This is a genomic window from Metabacillus sp. YM-086 (assembly GCF_048059995.1).
Classification (GTDB): domain Bacteria; phylum Bacillota; class Bacilli; order Bacillales; family Bacillaceae; genus Metabacillus; species Metabacillus litoralis_B.
In genome coordinates, this window is sequence record NZ_JBLUOI010000012.1 from 32,449 (window position 1) to 52,241 (window position 19,793).

Consider the following 19,793-nt stretch of genomic DNA (forward strand, 5'->3'; position numbering starts at 1 on the left):
ATGAAACTATCACCATTATTAGTTTTCTTAAGAAAACTTCATAACTATTCAGGGAAAATACTATATATCAATCTATTTGGAAGTATGTTAATGGGGCTTTTAGAAAGTGCTGGAATCTTATTGCTTATACCATTATTAAGTGCAATTGGGATTGTCGAGATAAGTATAAATGATATACCAGGTATTCAAGTATTTAATTTTCTAGAAAATATCCCGACAGAACAAGCCTTACTTATCATTTTATTTTTCTATGTAATCTTGGTATCAAGTCAGGCCCTCCTTTCTAGAAATATAGGATTAAGAGAAATAAGAATTCATACTGGTTTTATAAATCATATTCGATTAGATCTTTATTGCTCTTTGTTGAAGGCGGATTGGGAATTTTTCACCAAAAGAAGAAAGTCAGATTTAGTCAATTCTCTTACTTCTGAACTTGGAAGAGTAACGAACAGCACATTTTTATTATTACAATTTTTAGCCTCCCTTGTTTTCACAGTAATTCAAATTGTAATTGCATTGTTTGTCTCTGTTAAGATGACACTTTTTGTTTTATGTTGTGGATTGATTATAACCTTCTTATCTAAAAGTTTTTTTAGAAGGTCCAGGGAATTAGGGAAGGTAATGAATGAATTATCTCAAAGATATTTAGCAGGAATTTCAGATCATTTTAATGGTGTTAAAGATATTAAAAGTAACTTATTAGAGGCTTCACAATATAGATGGTTATCCACTTGGTCTGATCTTGTTGCAAATGAAAGATATGAAAGCGCAAAAGTTCGCAGTAATTCAAAACTGACTTATAAGCTATTTTCCACTATGATGATTGCTTTATTTATTTATATATCTTTTAATTTTTTTCAGAGTGATGGAGCATTAATGTTATTGATTATTATGATTTTTACTCGTTTATGGCCTCGTTTCACAGGTATACAATCAAATTTAGAAAACATATCATCTGCCATGCCTGCTGTTGAGAAAATTATGGAGCTTCAAGAATCTAGCAATAAATCTCAGGACTTAGGTGGTCTTGTAAGCATCAAGGAGAAAAGAATTGATAAAATTAATATTAATGATTCATTGGAGTGTTCAAACGTTTTTTTTCGCTATAACGATGAATCTACTAAGTATATACTCGAGGAAATTAATTTGAAAATCAGAGTAAACCAAATGACAGCTATTGTTGGCAAATCAGGTGCAGGGAAAAGTACACTTATTGATATATTAATGGGTTTTCTAAAACCTGAATCTGGCACCATATTAATTGATAATAAAAAACTCTCAAATAGTGACTTGTTATCACTGAGAAACTCGATAAGTTACGTGCCTCAAGATCCTTTTCTATTCCATGGAACTATACGTGATAATTTATTAATGATAAAACCAGATTCTAGCGAAGAAGAATTATGGGAAGCAATGGATTTTTCTTCAGCTGCTGAATTTGTGAGGAACTTACCTAACGGACTCGATACATTAATTGGGGACCGAGGAATTAAGTTATCTGGTGGAGAAAGACAACGAATTGTTTTAGCACGTGCAATCTTAAAGAAACCTTCTATATTAATACTAGATGAAGCAACAAGTGCTTTAGATTCAGTAAATGAAATGAAAATCAAACATGCAATCGAACAGTTAAAAGGTAGTATGACGGTTATTGTTATTGCCCATAGACTATCAACCATTAGAAATGCAGACCAAATTCTTGTAATAGAGAATGGTAAGATTGTTCAATCTGGGGGATATGATGATCTCGCTAATGATGAAAAGGGATTATTCAGTGAGTTATTAGGAAATCAACTAAAAATTGCAAATTAAATTAACATGTTATAACTACTGAATGTATTACTTTTATAACTATTTCATGTACTTTTAATTTCGACAAAAAATGAGAGCCATGTTGAACAGATAGACAAAATAGTCAAATTATTTTAAAAAGAACAAAAATTACAACATCTAAAAGGGAGGAAGTTATTTATGATTAAAACTCAGAAAATTTTAATAAGTCATATTGCTCAACAGAGAGAAGGAAATATTGAAAGTGATATGGATGGAGAAAAGGTAATGTTAAATTTAGAAAATGGTAAATATTATAATCTAGGTGGGACTGGTGGAGTTATATGGGATTTAATGAAAGAACCAATTTCCATTTCAAAAATAATAGATAGATTACTTCTAGAATATGATGTTGAACGGTCAGAATGTGAGGAGCAGGTAATGGAATTTATCAATCTATTAAATGATGATGGTTTGTTAATATTAGAGTCATAATTTTAGGATATAAAACACTTATGAAATGAGAAATAATAGGGGGATTTGCTAAAAGAAGGAGGGGAAATAATATGAATGACAATCAAAAATTGGATTTAGCAAATGTCCCACAAGAATTAAAAGTTATTCTTAAGTTGCTGAGAACAAGTAATGTTAATGATGAGCTGTATTCTGATATAGATTGGGATCTTTTTATTCAACAAGTTATTCACCACAGAGTATTTCCTCTAGTATATCCACTCTTTAAAAAATACGATGGAGGAGTAATTCCAAAACAAATCATTGAGCAACTATCATATCTATACAAACAAAACACATTTAAAATGCTGTTTTTAACAGCAGAAATGGAGAACATAAGCCGTTTTTTTACCGAGGCTAAAATGCCACTTATCTTCCTTAAAGGTCCAATAATTGCTCATGAGTTATATGGTGATGTTTCATTTAGAACATCGAGTGACCTTGATTTAATAATACCAATTGAGCATCTTACTAGAGCAGAAGAAATCCTAGTTAATATTGGCTATGTAAAAGATGATTACTTTAAGTCAGTTTTAAATGACTGGAAATGGAGACATCATCATGTTACTTTTTTTCATCCACAGAAAAAGTTAAAGATAGAAATTCATTGGAGGTTACATCCAGGTCCTGGGGTAGAACCAAAGTTTCAAGAATTGTGGAGTAGGAGAGTAAAGAGTAAGTTAACAAGCTATCCAGTTTATATGCTGGGAAAAGAAGACTTATTTGTATTTCTAGTTGTACATGGGGCAAGACATGGCTGGTCACGAATTCGTTGGTTATTTGACATTCATAGATTGGCGGAACAATCGGTTGATTGGATTGAGGTGAACAAGTTACTCCGTAAATATCAATCTTATAATGCTGGTGCACAGGCTCTTATATTATCAAGTAAGCTTTTCAATACAAAAATCAAAGAACCAATGAAAGCATTAATAAAAAACAAACGTGCCAAAGCACTTGCACAAGATGCGATATTTTACTTGGAGAGGATGGTTAATCTTCATACAGATCCAGTTCCTAAAGAAGTGTTTAGCTATCACTCTCATCACTTATTTTCTCTCATGACGAAAAGACAAAAGCTCATGTATATTTTAAGTATTGTTCATCCTTTTGCAGAAGATGCAGAAGTATTTCCTTTACCAAAACTATTTCACTTTTTATATTTTCCTCTAAGGCCTTTTATTGTGTTTTGGAGGAAAAAAAGAAAGCATGTAATATCCTAGGAAGTATGGAACTGAACTTATTTGACAGTCGATGTTGAATGAGACATTGTTCGTTCTACTCTTCTTGGGAGTTTAGGCAACTACAAGTATATAGGAAGAAAACTTGGTTACATAAAAATCAAGTGATATCAGTATAAAATCACTCACAAACCATGATAGCTTACCTATATTTTATCTCGATATAAAAATTGGAGAGGTAGCAATGATTAAGTTTAAAAAACTCTTCATCCTTATTTTAACTTTTCTAATCATCATGGTCATCTATACAATATGGGATAACAATAGAGTGGCTATTTTAGAAGAAGATATCCTAGTTGAAGACTTACCAAATGAACTTGAAGGTTTCAAGATCTTACAAATCTCAGATTTACATGAAAAAGAATTTGGTCAAAATCAAGAAAACTTAATTAAAAAGATAAACTCAATTAATTACGATATTTTGGCATTAACAGGTGATTATCTTAAAGATCAGGAAAGTACCAACTACTCAGCTACATATAAAATTTTAGATGGCATTTATAATAAAGAACATGTCTTATTTGTTCCAGGTAACACAGACCCATATGTCAATGTAAATGGATCTATGTCAAAAAATCCTTTTATATTAGGACTTGAGCAAAGAGGAGTAAAGCTATTAAATTCAATTTACATGATTAATAAAGATGGAGCTTCTGTTGAATTTGTAAACTTTGAGTTTTCAATTTTAACCCCAACCTCTAAGTCAGAAATTCCTAATTATGGTGAGCCTACAACAAGTGTTAAAGATATTAAGCATTTATTAACTGAAATGGATTCACTAAAAAATGAAAATAACTCAAACGTGCTAATTGCATTAAGTCACTATCCAGTAGTAGATGCTAGAATTGATCAAATAATGGAAAATCCAGCACAAATTTTTAGAAATTACGATCTTATCATGGCAGGTCATTATCATGGAGGTCAAATACGACTCCCGTTTGTAGGAGCCTTATTTGTTCCGGAAGCATGGTATGAAAGAAATGGTTTATTTCCCCCACAGAACCGAGTGAAGGGGTTATGGGAATATAGAGATACAAAACAATATGTAAGTGCAGGGTTAGGAAGTAGTAATACGATTCCGTTATTAAGCTTTCGATTTTTGAATACACCAGAAATAAATGTTTTGACACTAAAAAGAGAATGAGTCTAAAAGGCAAGGATTACCAAAAAAAATAAGGATGAAAGAAGGGCACATTTCTTAGTTGTGTGTTACGGTAGTCCGAAATAGAAGTCATTTAAAAAATAGAGGAGATAAGTTTGTGAAACGTATTTGCTACTTTTTAGCATTGCTCAATTTAGTAGACGGATTACTCACGTATATTGGACTCAAACTAAATCTTATTGAAGAGGCTAATGCTTTAATGAGAATACTTTATGAAGCAGAACCGATTTATTTTCTGATTGTTAAGTCGCTTTTATCAATAATGTTGTGTACACTTTGCTATTATCAGAAAATACCTAACCATAAAGTAATGAAGTCAATCTCTATTGTAGGAGTTACTCTATATACCTTCGTGATGTTTATACATGTTTATTGGATAATTAACTCCATTTATTAAGTGTAAATATGTGTTTTCTAATAAGAATTGTATGAGTTGGAATTGCGGATTTATATTTATTGTTCTGTTGAGTTGTTCTTTATTGAGAACTAAAATTAATTTAAATAGGAGACCTCGATATGTATAAAAAGCATTGTAATCGATGTTATCGCTCGTCTTACAGCAGCTGTAAAAGCTGTAAAATAGGGGAATGGTTGTGTCCAACTTGTAATTCTGACTTAACCAAAATGAAAGCAATTATTGCAAGTAATAAACCAGAATTATCCTTTTTTAATAACAATCAAATGCACTATGATTTTAAAGAAATGTCAAGGTCCAAGGTTTCTTATAAAATTTAGAAAATCGAATTATTTTAGGATATTATATGTAGGTCAGATAAAATTACATAAAAAGGAAAGGTCAACATGACTATCATGTTTAATCCTTTCCTTTAAATTTTACTTTTTATTGATATAGACGAAAGTATTCCTTTCCCTCTTTGTTTAAATAATCTCAAATAACTCATTTTATTACCCTTCAGCTCTCCTGACAATCCAAATTTAGAAGGGAAAAGCCACTCAAACAACGCAATGAGTCGATGTGAAAAGGTATCATAACTTCTAAACTGATAGTCTATAAAATCTAAATATATCTTCTTTTTATCTATTTTCCCTTCCCGAATCCATTCGTATTGCCATAATGATCCATATTGTTTTGTAATTGGCAGCTTCAATATATTATTTAGAAAGGGGAACTGCTGATATACGATTGATAGTGTTCGTATAACTCGTTTGAGTGTTTTATGTTTTTTGGCTATTTTAAAAAGTGATTCGTAATTTAAATCATTACCATGAATTTTAATCATTTGAATGATGTCTAGAAAATGCTTTAGTGAGTCTAAGTTATGACGCCAAGAATGTAAAATGATGAAGTAAAATGCATGAATTGTAGATAGTTCTAATACAAATTGATAATTTTCTATTGGTATAGACTGGTTCCATAACTCATCAATAGATAGGGTCGAGGTGTTTTCTCTTACTATATTCCAATGAATTTCTATTAGCAGTGGAATAGTTGATCCTGGAAGTGTTTTACTGAATGTACGATGGAAATGCTCTTCATCATTATTTTCCTCAACAATGAATCCCAGTTTTTTTATACACGCTATCGTTTCATCAATTTGTTCTTCCTTAATAAGGATATCAATATCTGATGATGATCTCGCAGCAAAGTCATTAAAGTATTTTTCAGAGAAGAATGGACCTTTAAGTGGGATCACAAAAATATTGTTTTCTTCAAATGCGGACAGTATCATTTGGGTTTGGTTCTTAATGAGTAAATTTTGGATGAACTGTTGATTGTACTTTTTAAGCAGCATGTCTTTGAGATTTATTGGTATCGTATCTATTATATTATTATGTTTTAACATTGATAGAAATGTGGGTTCTAGATTGAAATGGATTATATCTGCTTTTAGTTCTTTATATTCCTTATTACTATAATTGAGTGGGAGAGAAGATTCATAATAAAGATCTTCAATAAATTTTTTAATCACATTTATGCACCTCCTTCTGTCATATAGATATAGCGCTGTTCTCTTTAAATATTTCCTGTGCTAAAGATTGAGTCTCTGTTAGTCTTCTGTATAAGCCAGGTTGCAGCATTAACTCTTCATGTGTACCAAGTTGAACGATTTCACCGTTATCAAGAACAACAATTACATCAGCGTGTTGTATTGTTGATAAACGATGGGTAATGACTAAAGTCGTTTTTTTCTTCATCAATCTTTCCAATGCTTCTTTCACCTTAAACTCTGACTCGCTATCCAAAGCAGATGTAGCTTCATCAAGTAATAGAATTGGAGCATTCTTTAATATTGCCCTGGCAATAGAAATTCTTTGTTTTTGTCCTCCGGAAAGTCTTACTCCACGTTCACCAATTTCAGTGTTGTATTGTTCGGGTAGTGACATAATGAAGTCATGGATATTAGCAGCTATCGCAGCATTGATCATTTCTAATTCGCTAATGTTTGGTCGAGCGAGTAATAGGTTATCTTTAATAGTGCCGCTAAATAAAAAAGTATCTTGTGCGACATGAGCAAAAGTACTTCTGAGGTGAGAGGAAGATAGTTGATCTATGGGAGTGTTATCCATTAAAATTTGCCCGGATTGTGGCTGATAAAATCCTTGAAGTAAGTGAAATAATGTTGTTTTTCCTGCACCACTAGGACCTACAAATGCAATAACCTTTCCAGTTTGGATCGTTAAGTTTAGTGAATTAAAAATCTGTGTTTCTTGATCATAGGAGAAAGAAATATGACTAAACTGTATAGTTTTAGGTATTTTAACTGAATCAACATAGGTAGGGAGCTCTTTATTTATTGGTTGAATATCGAGTACATTTGAGATCCGTTCAACAGCAGATGCTGAGCTTTGAAAGCTTCCCCATAAGCCTGCAAGCCCTGTAAGAGGACTAATTAGATGTTGCATTAGGGTTACGAAAGTTAGAAGAGAACCAACTGTGATTTGTCCATTAGATACAAAAAAAGCTCCTAAACAAAGGCTTATAATGTAGGTAATAGACGAAATCAGACCACCAACAACATAAAAGGTCCCACGTAGTTTAGCATTTTTCATCTCCAAGTCAAACAAAGAGTGGTTTTGATCATAAAATTTCCTTAAAAACAATCGTTCAATAAGAAATGAGCGGATAATTGGTATTCCTTGAAATGTTTCATTGAGCTGACTATTTATATCACCTATTTTATTGTAAATTGTTCGACTATTATTTCTAATAAGAATACCAAAAATCCCACCAGCGACTATTGCGATGGGGATGATAAAGAGGCTAAGCACTGATAATTGCCAATTAATTTGGAGCATGTAAATAAACACAGCTATTGATATTAGTGGAAGTTGAATAAGGTATATAAGGTTACTACCAATTACACCATCAATACAATTAATGTCATTTGTAAAATGAGTCATTAGTTCACCAGTACGGATTTTTGACAGTTTACTAGTGGGTAACAACATAATTTGTTTTAGGACATATTCCTTTAGATCTCTTTTTATTTTACTTGTTACATAGGATTCTAAATAGGTATTAAAAAAGGTAACTATTTGGCTGATAACAATTAGGATTGATACAACAAGCAGTAAGGATTTAATTTTATCGAATTCCCCAGATACTGCTGCATCTGTAATTGTTCCAAAGAACCAAGCAAAACCGATAGTTAAAAAAATATCTGCGAATAAAATAACGATAATTCCAGTATACGATTTCCAGCTAGAAAGGATATATGGACCTAATAACTGAAAGGTTCTCTTGATTCCTTTTAAATTTATTTCCTTTAAGATAGATGATAGTTTATCAGTTATCATGTAGAGACTCCCGAACGATTTTTGTATTGATATTCTAATGACAGATAGTATCTTAGTAGCCTTGAAACAATTGGAAAAGATAATATGAACTTGCTCCAGGCAATGGAGGGGAACTTATTTGTGTATTTCTTACTTTTTGTAGTTTGGATTGTGATAAGCTTACCTATTATTTGATTTTGATTAATAGGCTCATCTGTACATAGATTTGTATCACCTTTTAAAACAAATTGTTTCTGATTATTATCTTGTTTTAGAACAGAAAGTAATCGATGGGCTATTAATTGACCAGAGTTTGTATGATAAAGTAAAATGTCTCCTTTTTTAACGTTCATTTCATCAAATGCAACAAAACGGCATATGTTTCCTTTTTTTATGTAAGGGTACATGCTAGTACCATACGAGGGTAGATCTATCCAACCGTATTTTTTTATAGTTATTAGTAATAACTCGACAGTATCTTGATTAAACTGCATGTTGGACCAATCCATATTCTATTAACTCTTGTAGAAATTCTTGTATACTAGAAGAAAGGGAGTTATTATCTAAAAGATATTTTTCCTCAATCAATTGCGTCATCCTTTCAACAGTTTGAGGTGAGTCAAGTAAAGACCAGCAATATCCACCCAAATCATTTAATTTTGTTACTGTAAATTGGTCTGTATTTAATATAATCCACTGATCATCAAGCTGAACAGCTTCATAATCACTTTTTTTGATATACTGTGTCATTATGAGATCATCTCCCAAAAGGTATTGTTTTTTTGAAAATGGAGGTCATAGATTGGTACTTGGTGTACTAGGTAATGGAGCAAATGAAAGATTTTAGTAGTCTCCTTGGGAGAATCATCCCAATAAAAGACTTTGTCCATTAAATGTAGCATGCTGTTTGATTTTTGTATTTGTTCTCTTTTATTCTTTAGAGATTGATGTAGTAGTTGAATACTCCCTAACTCAAATGATGTATTTATGCATTTACTATTTAATTCACTTCTAAAAGGGGAATCGAAGACAGTTACACTGTCAGGGGAAATTTTAATAATAGATGCCTCATCAGATAATAATTCCCTTGGTGAAGAAAGTCTTGCAGCTGTAGATTTCCCCGCACCAGAATGTCCGGAAAAAATATGTGCATTGTCGTTATCAATAACACAAGAAGAATGAAGTAGGATTCCCCAATTATGATAGACGATAAAAGAGCTATACAAATTCATTAAAGCATGTTTTAAAGCAAGTTCATCATGTACCCAAATCATTGCGTTTCTGTATAAATGATCTACACGAATTAGATAATCAGCGCGTTTATAAGAAATATACTCTTCAGTTTTAGTAATGGTTACTATACAATTTTCAAATGGAATACCATACCCATTTTCAATTTGTAAGGTGAGGTCAGGTGTATTAACTTCAGAATTGAACTGAAGAATAATTTTCTTTATTATATCTGGTATCTTATTAGAATAACTATGGGCTAAAAAATGGTGTTCTGCTATTTTAAATTTGACAGAATACATTTTAGGTTTTACCTCTTTTCTATGAAGGAGGTCAAAGCTGACCCCCATTTTCAGTTTTATTTATTTATTTATTTTCCTTTACCGGGCGTTCCAGCTCCTCCTGGAATAGTATTTGGATTAGAAGGTGGAAAGTTTATTCCATCATTTCCTGTTCCTTTATGATCTCTATTTCCTTTACCTGGATTCCAACTCTGAGCAGTCTCAAACCGAATTGCTTGATGTTCCAAAACAATTGGACGATCACTAGTAATTTTTTGTGTCATTTTTTCTCACCTCCTATTTTAATTCTTTATAAAGAACAAACAGAGTGAGGAAGTCTGTCTGTTATAGTTCGTTATACACTTTGTTGTTCTCAATAACATTATATATACCTAATTCCTAAAAGGAAAGTCCTAATTTTCGACAAGTACTTTCTTTAAAATGAACGAAATTATAAAATATCTGCATATTCATGTTCATTATAAATAACAACATAAAAACAAAAAAGCACAATAAGCAGCCTAAGCCACCAACCATGCTCTCATTTATCATTATCGTTCTGTAGTCTCCACTTATTAAATTCCAAAAACTCTCTAAACTGTTCTTTAGACACACCGGATTTCATCGCATCTTGAACAAGTTTTGTCCATTCTAAGTCAAGTTCTTCGGGATCCGTTTCATTTTGTTCATTTAGGAGGGTATTTACCGATACACCGAGTACAGATGACACCTTTTCCAGAAACTGAACAGAAGGATTTGACTGGAGATTGCGCTCAATCGAACTTAAATATGATTTTGCAACTCCTGCTCGTTCTGCTAGTTCGGATAATGATAGGTTTTTTTGGGTTCTATATTTTTTAATTCGTGGGCCAATCACGTCAAGTCACCTTCCTTTAATAATGCTATTATAACATATAAAGAAGGGATTTGTTTGATATGGAGAACGGTTTTCCAAAAAAATTTTATGTAAGAATGAGTTAAACAGCAGGACTTCCCATCTTAATAAAGAATTCTTTAATTTCTTCTACACTAATACCAATTTCCAATGCTTCTAAAATTAATTCAACCCATTCGTGGTCAAGCTGTCTGTCTTTAATAAGATTGTGTATCGTTTCATTATTCAACTATCTCATCCTCCTAAAATACTCCTGTATTCCAGGCAGCCCAGCCATCTTAGTTTTAATTCTGAAGATCTGTGACTTTGCGTCCCTATTTTTCAATAGGTTTGCCTTTGAACTGATTATATTGTCACTGAATGACTGACCTAACGTTGCAAAAGTCCTTGAAAAATGTCTGTCTTATTAACTATTCTTATTATAAAAGGGAATTTTTAGAAAGTGTGCAGAATGGTGTCGATAAGGAAAAATTTCTTTAATTGATGGTTTTTTTAATTTTACTGTAATATTAAACGGGTAATTAGTCCTGATTTGTTGTCTGTTTAGGGGGGTTTTTAGTATGTTAAGGGGTTTTTGTTAACAAATTATTAATATAAGAAGTCGTGTCTAAAATTGAATTTTTGTCGAACATTTTACAAAAAAATGACAATCGGTACCGATTGTCATTTCGTAATACTATTTAAATATCCCCTGCGGAGTCAAATAAAAAATCCCACCATTCTGAACCGAAATATTGATCTGCGGTTCATAAAGCTCCCTCAACGCTTCCTTTTCCACCTCATAACAATCGGGCTTCTCATCCATATCTTCATAAAAATGATCCAAAAGCTTCAAATCCTCATTCCATCTTTCGCGCGCTTTATCCGCCCAGGAATGATCTTGTTCATGAATAGATTGCATAATAAACTGCTCAATCCGTTTAAGTCCACTTTGGGGTTTGATTAACGGTGTCATGGTAAAACAAAGGTCTGGGATCTTCGGTGTTAGCTCCAATTTCTCAAGTTTTTCTTGAAAGTTTTCTACTAAGGTCCCACTTACCAAATGTAATCCAATCGAATAGAGCTGATCTTTTTTCATGTCACACTGATAGGAAACTATAATGTTAACACCAATCCAAGGGTGTAGTGGGATGTTTCCACCTGGTTCTTTGACCTGCTCAAAAAGTCGGATATAGCTACCTAAATTTGTTGTCGAACGAAAAATTTGGTGAAGGCGGGGGGCACCGAAGTGCATGACCTCGCCTTTAAGATCACTTGGAGCACGATTTTGGTCTGTGATCAGTGTGAGCTTCATCGGGTTCGGAACACCGTTTGTTTTTTCTAGGTAATGCCAGTAGAAGGGGCGGTTCATTAATTCCTTGTCCATTTCAATGGTTAGCTGAACAGTCATGTAGCCTTGACCTTTTTCAATGATGTCACAGGAATTGGCTGTGAAGAAGCTTTCTAAATAGCTGTGAATTTGTTCTTGTTGCATGCTTTTCGCCACCTTTCAGAAAAATTTATTTGTCACCACTAGCCGCTTTTCGTTGTTCTTGTGAGTGTTGGGCATAATCAAGAATAGATGTTAAATTTTCCATTTTAATTTTCATTTCACGATCACTTTTTGAATTGATCATAATGTCTTGAATATGCTCGTCAAAGTTTTTGATTTCTAGTCGAGTTAAAATTTCATCAAGATCTCCGATGACTTTTTCAAATAAGTTAATTTTGTCATATAAAAGAGTGAGAATATGTTCTTCAACAGTGTTTCTTGTTGCCATATTGTAGATGTTTACGTCATGTTCTTGTCCTAAGCGGTGGATACGTCCAATCCGTTGTTCCAGCCTCATTGGATTCCATGGTAAATCATAGTTAATAATATTATGACAGAATTGTAGGTTAATCCCTTCACCACCGGCTTCGGTTGCGATTAGTACTTGAACACGGTTTTTGAATAGTTCTTTCATCCAGTCTTTTTTGCCTCGCTTAAAACCTCCGCGGAAGGGAACAGAGCTGATACCGTTTTGTTGTAGAAACCATTGTAAATAAAACTGAGTAGCACGGTATTCAGTAAAGATAATAACTTTATCGTCAATTTCTTTGATTAACTCTACAACTTTCAGAGCTTTTGAGTTTTGTGTTACACCGTCTATCGCCATCATAATATCTTTAATAACCTCATTTGGTAGAGCAGCTTCCTCTTCTTCCGGCAAATCCAACATTTTTTTCAAAGTCATATAAACGGCTTCACGACTGCTGCACGCTTCACGTTGGAGTGTCATGATCGAAAAGGCATTTGCTGCATATTGTGAAGACGATTTTATAGCTGTTATCGTGTCATAAAGGTTTTGCTCGGTTTCGGAAAACTCAATCGGAACTGTTTCAACATTCCGTTTTGGCCAGTCAATGCCGGTGTCTCCACGACGGTTTCGAATCATTACTTTGTTAATTAATTCACGTAAATGTTCATGATCCTCCAGAGAACGCTCCTTAGCGGAGAACACCTCTGTAAAGTATGCTTCGTTACCAAGGTGACCTGGTTTTAACAGTGAAACAAGATTGAAAATCTCTTCAACTCTGTTTTGAACGGGAGTAGCGGTTAAAAGTAAGCAATACTTTTTCTTTAGATTCTGAACAAATTCATAGTTTTTCGTTTTATTATTTTTTAGCTTATGAGCTTCATCAATAATGACTAAGTCGTAGTTTTGTTCATAAACAATGTCTCGATGTGGACTACGTTTTGCTGTGTCAATTGATGAAACAACAACATCACATGCTTCCCAAACATAGCTTTTCTTTTGCTCGACTGCCGGAATAAAAAACTTTTCATTTAATTCCCGGGCCCATTGTGAAACAAGGGAGGCAGGGACTAAAATTAGCACTTTTTTAACTAGTCCACGAATCATATATTCTTTTAAAATTAATCCTGCTTCAATTGTTTTTCCTAAACCAACTTCATCAGCTAGAATAGCTTTTCCGTTCATTTTTTCAACGACTCTTTGAGCCACCTCTAGTTGGTGGGGAAGAGGAGTGAAGTGTGGTAGGTGATTAGGTGCTTGCAGCCCTTCAAAGGTTGGTACAGCTGTATTTTTTTGAACCTCATAAGCAAGCTTATACAGCTCCCAGTTCGACCAAGGTCCGTCGCTATCTAGTTTTTCAAAAAAGCCTTTCTGCCAGGTTGTATCGAAGTTCGTCTTTATATTCATCGTAAAGACAGTCCTTTCGTGTTGTGTGCTTATTGTAATGTTCACTATTTCATTAACATAAAGGGATATATGCAAGATTATGACTTTGATATAATGAAAACACGAACATTGTGTTGGAAAATAATTTTAATGTTAAGCTAAAAAGTGATTGTCGAAACTCTTCCCTCATGGTAGGATGTTAGTAAGAAAGTTCATCATTTTCATATCTTTCAGTTAGCTTAACGCTTTCATTCTTTATTGAAATGTTAAATGTTAAATGTTAAATGTCATGAATACAGGTTTTAGTAGTATAACCAACTTTACAACAAAATATGAGCGGATGAGAATAAGGGGAGAGACTATAACTTAGTATAGCGCCGAAGGAGCAAACAAACTGTGAATCTCTCAGGCAAAAGAACTCTTATTTGACGCAACTCTGGAGAGTGTTTGTCATGTAGACAAACTACCAAAGGGGAAAGCCATATGTAGGTGCGAATTTGTACTGCTTTACATAAGGTAAACTTTCAGGTTAAAAGGACAGAGACTTCTATTTTTATAAATGGGAGTACTATGTCCTTTTTTTGATGCCAAATTTTAAGGATTTGAAGGGAGCAATCCATATGACAGAGCTATATCGTACACCTTTATATGATGTGTATAAAAATTACGGTGCAAAAACGATTGATTTTGGGGGCTGGGACTTGCCAGTTCAATTTTCTTCTATTAAAGAAGAACATGAAGCTGTTCGCACAAAAGCTGGACTTTTCGATGTGTCTCACATGGGAGAGGTGGAAGTTCGTGGTGAAGATAGCTTAGCTTTTCTACAAAAAATCGCTACAAATGATGTGTCTTTGCTCAAAAATGGTGGTGCACAATACACGGCGATGTGCTATGAAGATGGCGGAACAGTCGATGATCTTCTTATTTATAAAAAAGCTGATCATGACTATCTGCTAGTTATCAATGCCTCAAACATTGAAAAAGATGTGGATTGGCTAACTACGAATCTCTTCGGTGATGTTTCAATTAAAAATGTTTCCGATGATTTAGCCCTTTTAGCTCTTCAAGGACCATTTGCTGAAAAAGTCCTTCAAACTCTTACAGATACAGATTTAACAGAAATTAGGTTTTTTAAATTTAAAGATGATGTAAATGTTGCTGGTGTAAAAGCATTAGTTTCTAGAACAGGCTATACAGGTGAAAATGGCTTCGAACTTTACTGTGCGGCAAATGATGCTGTTACGCTTTGGGAGAAAATTTTAGAAGCTGGAAAAGAAGACGGTGTGTTACCTTGTGGCCTTGGTGCCCGTGATACCCTTCGTTTTGAAGCAACTCTTCCTTTATACGGTCAGGAGCTTTCGAAAGATATCACACCAATTGAAGCAGGCATTGGGTTTGTGGTTAAAACGAATAAAGAAGCTGATTTTAACGGAAAAGCTGTTTTAAAAGATCAAAAAGAAAACGGAGCAGCTCGTAAGCTTGTTGGAATTGAATTAATTGAAAAAGGAATTCCACGTCATGGCTATGAGGTGTTTGTGAATGGTGATGAAGTTGGTGTGGTAACAACAGGAACTCAATCACCAACATTAGGTAAAAACATTGGATTGGCTCTATTAAAAACAGAATTTACTGAACTAGGAACAGAAGTTGAAGTTCAGGTTCGTAAAAAACGATTAAAAGCCGTTGTCGTTGCGACACCTTTTTATAAACGTCCTAAAAACTAATATGTATTGACCTAAAAAAGAGAGGGGTTCACACGAAATGAATCATCGTTATTTACCAATGACGGAACAAGATAAGCAGGAAATGCTTGGAGCAATCGGCGTTACTTCTGTTGAAGAGCTTTTTCAAGATATTCCTGAGAGTGTACGTTTTCAAGGAGAATACAATATTAAAAAAGCAAAATCTGAAACAGAGCTTCTAAAAGAACTTACGAAGCTTGCAGCAAAAAATAAGGATCTGCGCAGTCATGCATCATTTTTAGGTGCAGGTGTTTATGATCATTACATGCCAATTATCGTTGATCATGTGATTTCTCGTTCAGAATTTTATACAGCTTACACACCTTATCAACCGGAAATTTCACAAGGGGAGCTACAAGCTATTTTTGAATTTCAAACAATGATTTGTGAGTTAACTGGTATGGATGTTGCCAACTCTTCTATGTATGATGGAGGAACTTCATTAGCTGAGGCAGCAATGCTTGCAGCAGGTCAAACAAAGAAAAAGAAAGTACTAGTTTCAAAGGCAGTTAACCCTGAATCACGTGATGTTATCAAAACGTATGCTGCTGGACAGTATATTGAAATTGTCGAAGTACCTACAAAAAACGGTGTAACAGATTTAGAGGCATTACAACAAGAGATGAATGATGATGTTGCAGCAGTTATTGTTCAATATCCAAACTTTTTCGGTCATATTGAGTCATTAAAAGACATTGAGCCAATTGCACATACAGGAAAAAGCATGTTTATCGTTTCTTCCAACCCACTGGCATTAGGAGCATTAACACCTCCAGGAGCATTTGGTGCGGATATTGTTGCCGGTGATGCACAGCCGTTCGGTATACCAACTGCATTTGGTGGCCCACACTGTGGTTATTTTGCGGTAACAAATAAGCTGTTAAGAAAAGTACCAGGTCGTCTTGTTGGTCAAACAACGGATGAAAACGGAAAACGTGGATTTGTGTTAACACTTCAGGCACGTGAACAACATATTCGTCGTGATAAAGCAACTTCTAATATTTGCTCAAACCAAGCTTTAAATGCACTTGCAGCTTCTGTAGCCATGACAGCTCTAGGTAAGCAAGGTGTGAAAGAAATGGCCATTCAAAATATCCAAAAAGCCAATTATGCGAAAAGTGCATGTATCCAAGCTGGTATTGAGGTTCCTTTCGATCAACCAATTTTTAATGAATTTGTTGTAAAATTATCAAAACCTATATCAGAAGTAAACAAACAGCTTTTAGAAAAAGACATTATTGGTGGCTTTGATTTAGGTAAGGTTGATTCTGAGCTTGAAAATCATATGCTTATTGCAGTAACAGAGCTGCGCACAAAAGAAGAAATCGACACACTTGTGAAGGAATTGGGGGATGCTTAATGAGTAATCAAGATCAAGCATTAATTTTTGAACTAAGCAGAGAAGGTCGTGTTGGATATAGCTTACCAGAGCTTGAAGTTGACGAAGTGTCGTTAGACGAACTCATTCCTTCTGATTATATTCGCACAGAACAAGCTGAGCTGCCAGAAGTGTCTGAGCTTGATATTATGAGACATTATACAGCGTTATCGAAACGTAATCATGGTGTTGATTCAGGATTTTATCCACTAGGATCTTGTACAATGAAGTACAATCCAAAAATTAATGAAAATGTGGCGCGTATTGCCGGACTGGCTCATATCCACCCATTACAAGAAGAATCAACGGTTCAGGGGGCAATGGAATTATTATTTGACCTTCAAGAGCATTTAAAAGAAATTACAGGAATGGATGAAGTAACACTTCAGCCTGCAGCAGGAGCTCACGGTGAGTGGACAGGGTTAATGATGATTCGTGCGTATCATGAAGCGAACAATGATACAAAACGAACGAAGGTTATCGTTCCTGACTCAGCTCATGGTACAAATCCGGCATCTGCAACAGTTGCAGGATTTGAAACAATCACAGTTAAATCTGACGAAAATGGTCTTGTTGATTTAGAGGATTTACGACGTGTTGTTGATAATCAAACAGCGGCATTGATGTTAACAAACCCTAATACACTGGGACTTTTTGAAGCACATATTCTAGAAATGGCGCAAATTGTCCATGATGCAGGCGGAAAGCTTTATTATGACGGAGCAAATCTAAACGCGGTATTAAGTAAAGCTCGTCCAGGAGATATGGGCTTTGATGTTGTTCACTTGAATCTTCATAAAACATTTACAGGTCCACATGGTGGTGGGGGTCCAGGATCTGGTCCTGTTGGGGTAAAAGCGGATTTAATTCCTTATCTTCCAAAGCCTGTTCTAGTGAAAACAGAAGAAGGCTACCATTTTGATTACAATCGTCCACAATCAATCGGACGAGTAAAACCATTTTACGGAAACTTTGGCATTAATGTTCGAGCGTACACCTACATTCGTACAATGGGTCCTGATGGCTTAAAAGCTGTTACAGAATATGCGGTGTTAAATGCAAACTATATGATGCGTCGCTTAGCGCCATATTATGATCTACCATTTAACCAGCACTGTAAGCATGAATTTGTTCTTTCTGGAAAACGTCAGAAGAAGCTTGGTGTTCGTACTCTTGATATTGCGAAGCGATTATTAGATTTCGGTTACCACCCACCAACAATCTACTTCCCGTTAAACGTGGAAGAGTGTATCATGATTGAACCAACTGAAACTGAATCAAAAGAAACACTTGATTCCTTTATTGATGCGATGATTCAAATTGCAAAAGAAGCAGAAGAAACACCTGAAATTGTTCAGGAAGCTCCACATACAACGGTTGTTAAACGTTTAGACGAAACAACAGCTGCGAGAAAACCGATTTTAAAATATCAACGTGCGTAATAAAAAACTGACTTGCCTAAGATGGTAAGTCAGTTTTTGTTTAGAGTTTATGCTTGAAATCGAGCAATGATTTTACAGAAAATATTTATTGCTGCTCCGTAAATGACAATAATTATGGATGTACTAATACCATGCCCTACTGCTTCTATATCACTAAGATCTCTTAAATAGTAAATAGGCATAACAAACGCAACCAGTAAAGTAAGACTTTGTGTCATACTTCCAATAGACATAGTTTTTTCTTTTCGTGATTTTAATTTAGAGTAGAAAAGAAAACTTGCAATAACACTAGCTAAAGCAATCAAAAAAGCAAACATAATAACCTCCAACAAAATTTCTAGATAGCCTTATTATCGGTTGAATCATAAATTTGTTGATCATTTTCTTGAAGAATTATAATAGTATTTAGATTTTGTTTGCAAATTCTGATAGCTTTTTTGAAAGTTGCTCAATCTCTTTTATTAAAGAAGAAACTTCCTGCATTGATGTTGCTTGATCATTTCCGATGGAGGCAATTGTTTGTATGGACTCCCCCATCTTAGTTGTAACACCCTGAATTTGCGCAGTTATTTGATTTACTTTTTGAGTGGAGGAGACTGTTTCTTTTGAGAACTTTCTAATTTCGTTAGCAACAACTTCAAAACCTTTGCCTTTTTCCCCAGCGCGTGCTGCTTCTATTGCTGCATTCAAACCAAGCAAGTTTGTTTGATCAGCTACCTTTTTAATCATAGATAATACAACATCTGTTTCTTTTACATCACTTGATGCTTGTTGTGATTGTAAAAGAAGTTCCTGAGATAAAGACGCTAAAGAGTTTGATCCATCCACAACTGTATTTACACTTTCCTTGGCTTGTGATAAAGAGTCGGCTATTTGCTTAATAATGGCTCTTAACTCGCTTTCTCTGCGTAATTGAATAGCGATTCCGCCGATTACTTGATTAGTTTGATCATGTAAAGGTAGAGCTGTCCCTGTAAATTCAAATCCATAAAATTCAGCAGGTACCTCTGCCTGTAGTTTTTTATTTTGACGAATGGCAATTGAAAGAGGCTCGTCAGGATTGATTTTTTGACCAACCTTTATTTGGAGGTTGATATTTTCACCTGGGAAATAAGCAACAAATTCATGCAAATTACAAATAGCAATTGATAGGTCAGCTGGAACTGCTGCTTTTAAAATTGGTACTAAACGAATGACCGTTTCTAAGGAATCAATTTTATTAAACATAAATTTTTTC

At 34.2% G+C, this 19,793-nt stretch carries 20 protein-coding genes and 2 riboswitches; of the genes, 8 read left to right on the forward strand and 12 right to left on the reverse strand.

Features of this window, described 5'->3' with window-relative positions; translation table 11 throughout:
• From ACEWK1_RS07590 to ACEWK1_RS07610, 5 genes are all read left to right on the forward strand, one after another.
• Window positions 1-1,812: an ABC transporter ATP-binding protein gene (locus ACEWK1_RS07590; RefSeq protein ID WP_121662779.1), complete on the forward strand. Its 1,812-nt coding sequence runs from the start codon at window positions 1-3 to the stop codon at window positions 1,810-1,812.
• Between the two features lie 159 nt (window positions 1,813-1,971).
• Window positions 1,972-2,265 carry a lasso peptide biosynthesis PqqD family chaperone gene (locus ACEWK1_RS07595; protein WP_121662778.1) on the forward strand — a complete coding sequence of 98 codons (294 nt, stop codon included), beginning with the start codon at window positions 1,972-1,974 and terminating at the stop codon, window positions 2,263-2,265.
• A gap of 71 nt (window positions 2,266-2,336) precedes the next feature.
• Window positions 2,337-3,506, forward strand: coding sequence for a nucleotidyltransferase family protein (locus ACEWK1_RS07600; RefSeq protein ID WP_212138584.1), 1,170 nt, complete (start codon window positions 2,337-2,339; stop codon window positions 3,504-3,506).
• A gap of 202 nt (window positions 3,507-3,708) precedes the next feature.
• Entirely contained in the window at window positions 3,709-4,668 is a 960-nt protein-coding gene (locus ACEWK1_RS07605; protein ID WP_121662776.1) for a metallophosphoesterase, read from the forward strand.
• A gap of 115 nt (window positions 4,669-4,783) precedes the next feature.
• Window positions 4,784-5,083: a DUF5658 family protein gene (locus tag ACEWK1_RS07610; RefSeq protein WP_121662775.1), complete on the forward strand. Its 300-nt coding sequence runs from the start codon at window positions 4,784-4,786 to the stop codon at window positions 5,081-5,083.
• A 430-nt stretch (window positions 5,084-5,513) separates the two neighbouring features.
• On the opposite strand, the gene ACEWK1_RS07615 is transcribed toward ACEWK1_RS07610, so the two are convergent.
• From ACEWK1_RS07615 to ACEWK1_RS07660, 10 genes are all read right to left on the reverse strand, one after another.
• The gene (locus tag ACEWK1_RS07615) at window positions 5,514-6,617 is read right to left on the reverse strand and encodes a nucleotidyltransferase family protein (RefSeq protein ID WP_212138583.1); all 1,104 of its coding nucleotides are present in this window, start codon (window positions 6,615-6,617) and stop codon (window positions 5,514-5,516) included.
• A 19-nt stretch (window positions 6,618-6,636) separates the two neighbouring features.
• A complete protein-coding gene (locus tag ACEWK1_RS07620; protein ID WP_212138582.1) occupies window positions 6,637-8,445 on the reverse strand; it encodes an ABC transporter ATP-binding protein in 1,809 nt (602 codons plus the stop codon).
• Window positions 8,442-8,918 (reverse strand): signal peptidase I, encoded by a 477-nt coding sequence (locus ACEWK1_RS07625; RefSeq protein ID WP_416635895.1) that lies wholly within the window; start codon window positions 8,916-8,918, stop codon window positions 8,442-8,444. Before ACEWK1_RS07625 ends, ACEWK1_RS07620 begins: the two co-directional genes overlap by 4 nt.
• Complete coding sequence (locus ACEWK1_RS07630) at window positions 8,908-9,174, reverse strand: PqqD family protein (RefSeq protein ID WP_212138580.1); 267 nt, start codon at window positions 9,172-9,174, stop codon at window positions 8,908-8,910. Before ACEWK1_RS07630 ends, ACEWK1_RS07625 begins: the two co-directional genes overlap by 11 nt.
• Window positions 9,174-9,956 carry a hypothetical protein gene (locus ACEWK1_RS07635; protein WP_212138579.1) on the reverse strand — a complete coding sequence of 261 codons (783 nt, stop codon included), beginning with the start codon at window positions 9,954-9,956 and terminating at the stop codon, window positions 9,174-9,176. The genes ACEWK1_RS07630 and ACEWK1_RS07635 overlap by 1 nt, the downstream gene beginning before the upstream one ends.
• Before the next feature lie 68 nt (window positions 9,957-10,024).
• Window positions 10,025-10,219 (reverse strand): hypothetical protein, encoded by a 195-nt coding sequence (locus ACEWK1_RS07640; RefSeq protein ID WP_212138578.1) that lies wholly within the window; start codon window positions 10,217-10,219, stop codon window positions 10,025-10,027.
• 257 nt (window positions 10,220-10,476) lie between these two features.
• A complete protein-coding gene (locus tag ACEWK1_RS07645) occupies window positions 10,477-10,812 on the reverse strand; it encodes a helix-turn-helix domain-containing protein (RefSeq protein WP_212138577.1) in 336 nt (111 codons plus the stop codon).
• A 100-nt stretch (window positions 10,813-10,912) separates the two neighbouring features.
• Window positions 10,913-11,059: an anti-repressor SinI family protein gene (locus ACEWK1_RS07650; protein WP_232273288.1), complete on the reverse strand. Its 147-nt coding sequence runs from the start codon at window positions 11,057-11,059 to the stop codon at window positions 10,913-10,915.
• A gap of 31 nt (window positions 11,060-11,090) precedes the next feature.
• Window positions 11,091-11,175: riboswitch (cyclic di-GMP riboswitch) on the reverse strand.
• A 331-nt stretch (window positions 11,176-11,506) separates the two neighbouring features.
• A complete protein-coding gene (locus tag ACEWK1_RS07655) occupies window positions 11,507-12,304 on the reverse strand; it encodes a YqhG family protein (protein ID WP_212138576.1) in 798 nt (265 codons plus the stop codon).
• Between the two features lie 25 nt (window positions 12,305-12,329).
• Window positions 12,330-14,015, reverse strand: a complete 1,686-nt coding sequence (locus ACEWK1_RS07660) for a DEAD/DEAH box helicase (RefSeq protein WP_121662766.1) — start codon at window positions 14,013-14,015, stop codon at window positions 12,330-12,332.
• Between the two features lie 319 nt (window positions 14,016-14,334).
• A riboswitch (glycine riboswitch) is annotated at window positions 14,335-14,425 on the forward strand.
• Between the two features lie 189 nt (window positions 14,426-14,614).
• On the opposite strand from ACEWK1_RS07660, the gene gcvT reads away from it, so the two are divergent.
• Genes gcvT through gcvPB form a run of 3 tightly spaced genes read left to right on the forward strand, consistent with a single transcriptional unit; the run spans window position 14,615 to window position 18,556 of the window.
• Complete coding sequence (gene gcvT / locus ACEWK1_RS07665) at window positions 14,615-15,718, forward strand: glycine cleavage system aminomethyltransferase GcvT (protein WP_212138575.1); 1,104 nt, start codon at window positions 14,615-14,617, stop codon at window positions 15,716-15,718.
• A gap of 37 nt (window positions 15,719-15,755) precedes the next feature.
• Window positions 15,756-17,096 (forward strand): aminomethyl-transferring glycine dehydrogenase subunit GcvPA, encoded by a 1,341-nt coding sequence (gene gcvPA / locus ACEWK1_RS07670; protein ID WP_212138574.1) that lies wholly within the window; start codon window positions 15,756-15,758, stop codon window positions 17,094-17,096.
• Window positions 17,096-18,556, forward strand: coding sequence for an aminomethyl-transferring glycine dehydrogenase subunit GcvPB (gcvPB, locus tag ACEWK1_RS07675; protein ID WP_212138573.1), 1,461 nt, complete (start codon window positions 17,096-17,098; stop codon window positions 18,554-18,556). Before gcvPA ends, gcvPB begins: the two co-directional genes overlap by 1 nt.
• A 47-nt stretch (window positions 18,557-18,603) precedes the next feature.
• Here gcvPB and ACEWK1_RS07680 read toward each other — a convergent pair whose 3' ends face one another.
• Together ACEWK1_RS07680 and ACEWK1_RS07685 are read right to left on the reverse strand one after the other, a co-directional pair.
• The gene (locus ACEWK1_RS07680) at window positions 18,604-18,873 is read right to left on the reverse strand and encodes a hypothetical protein (protein WP_121662762.1); all 270 of its coding nucleotides are present in this window, start codon (window positions 18,871-18,873) and stop codon (window positions 18,604-18,606) included.
• Window positions 18,874-18,961: 88 nt separating this feature from the next.
• Entirely contained in the window at window positions 18,962-19,783 is an 822-nt protein-coding gene (locus ACEWK1_RS07685) for a methyl-accepting chemotaxis protein (protein ID WP_121662761.1), read from the reverse strand.
• Between the last annotated feature and the right edge of the window lie 10 nt (window positions 19,784-19,793).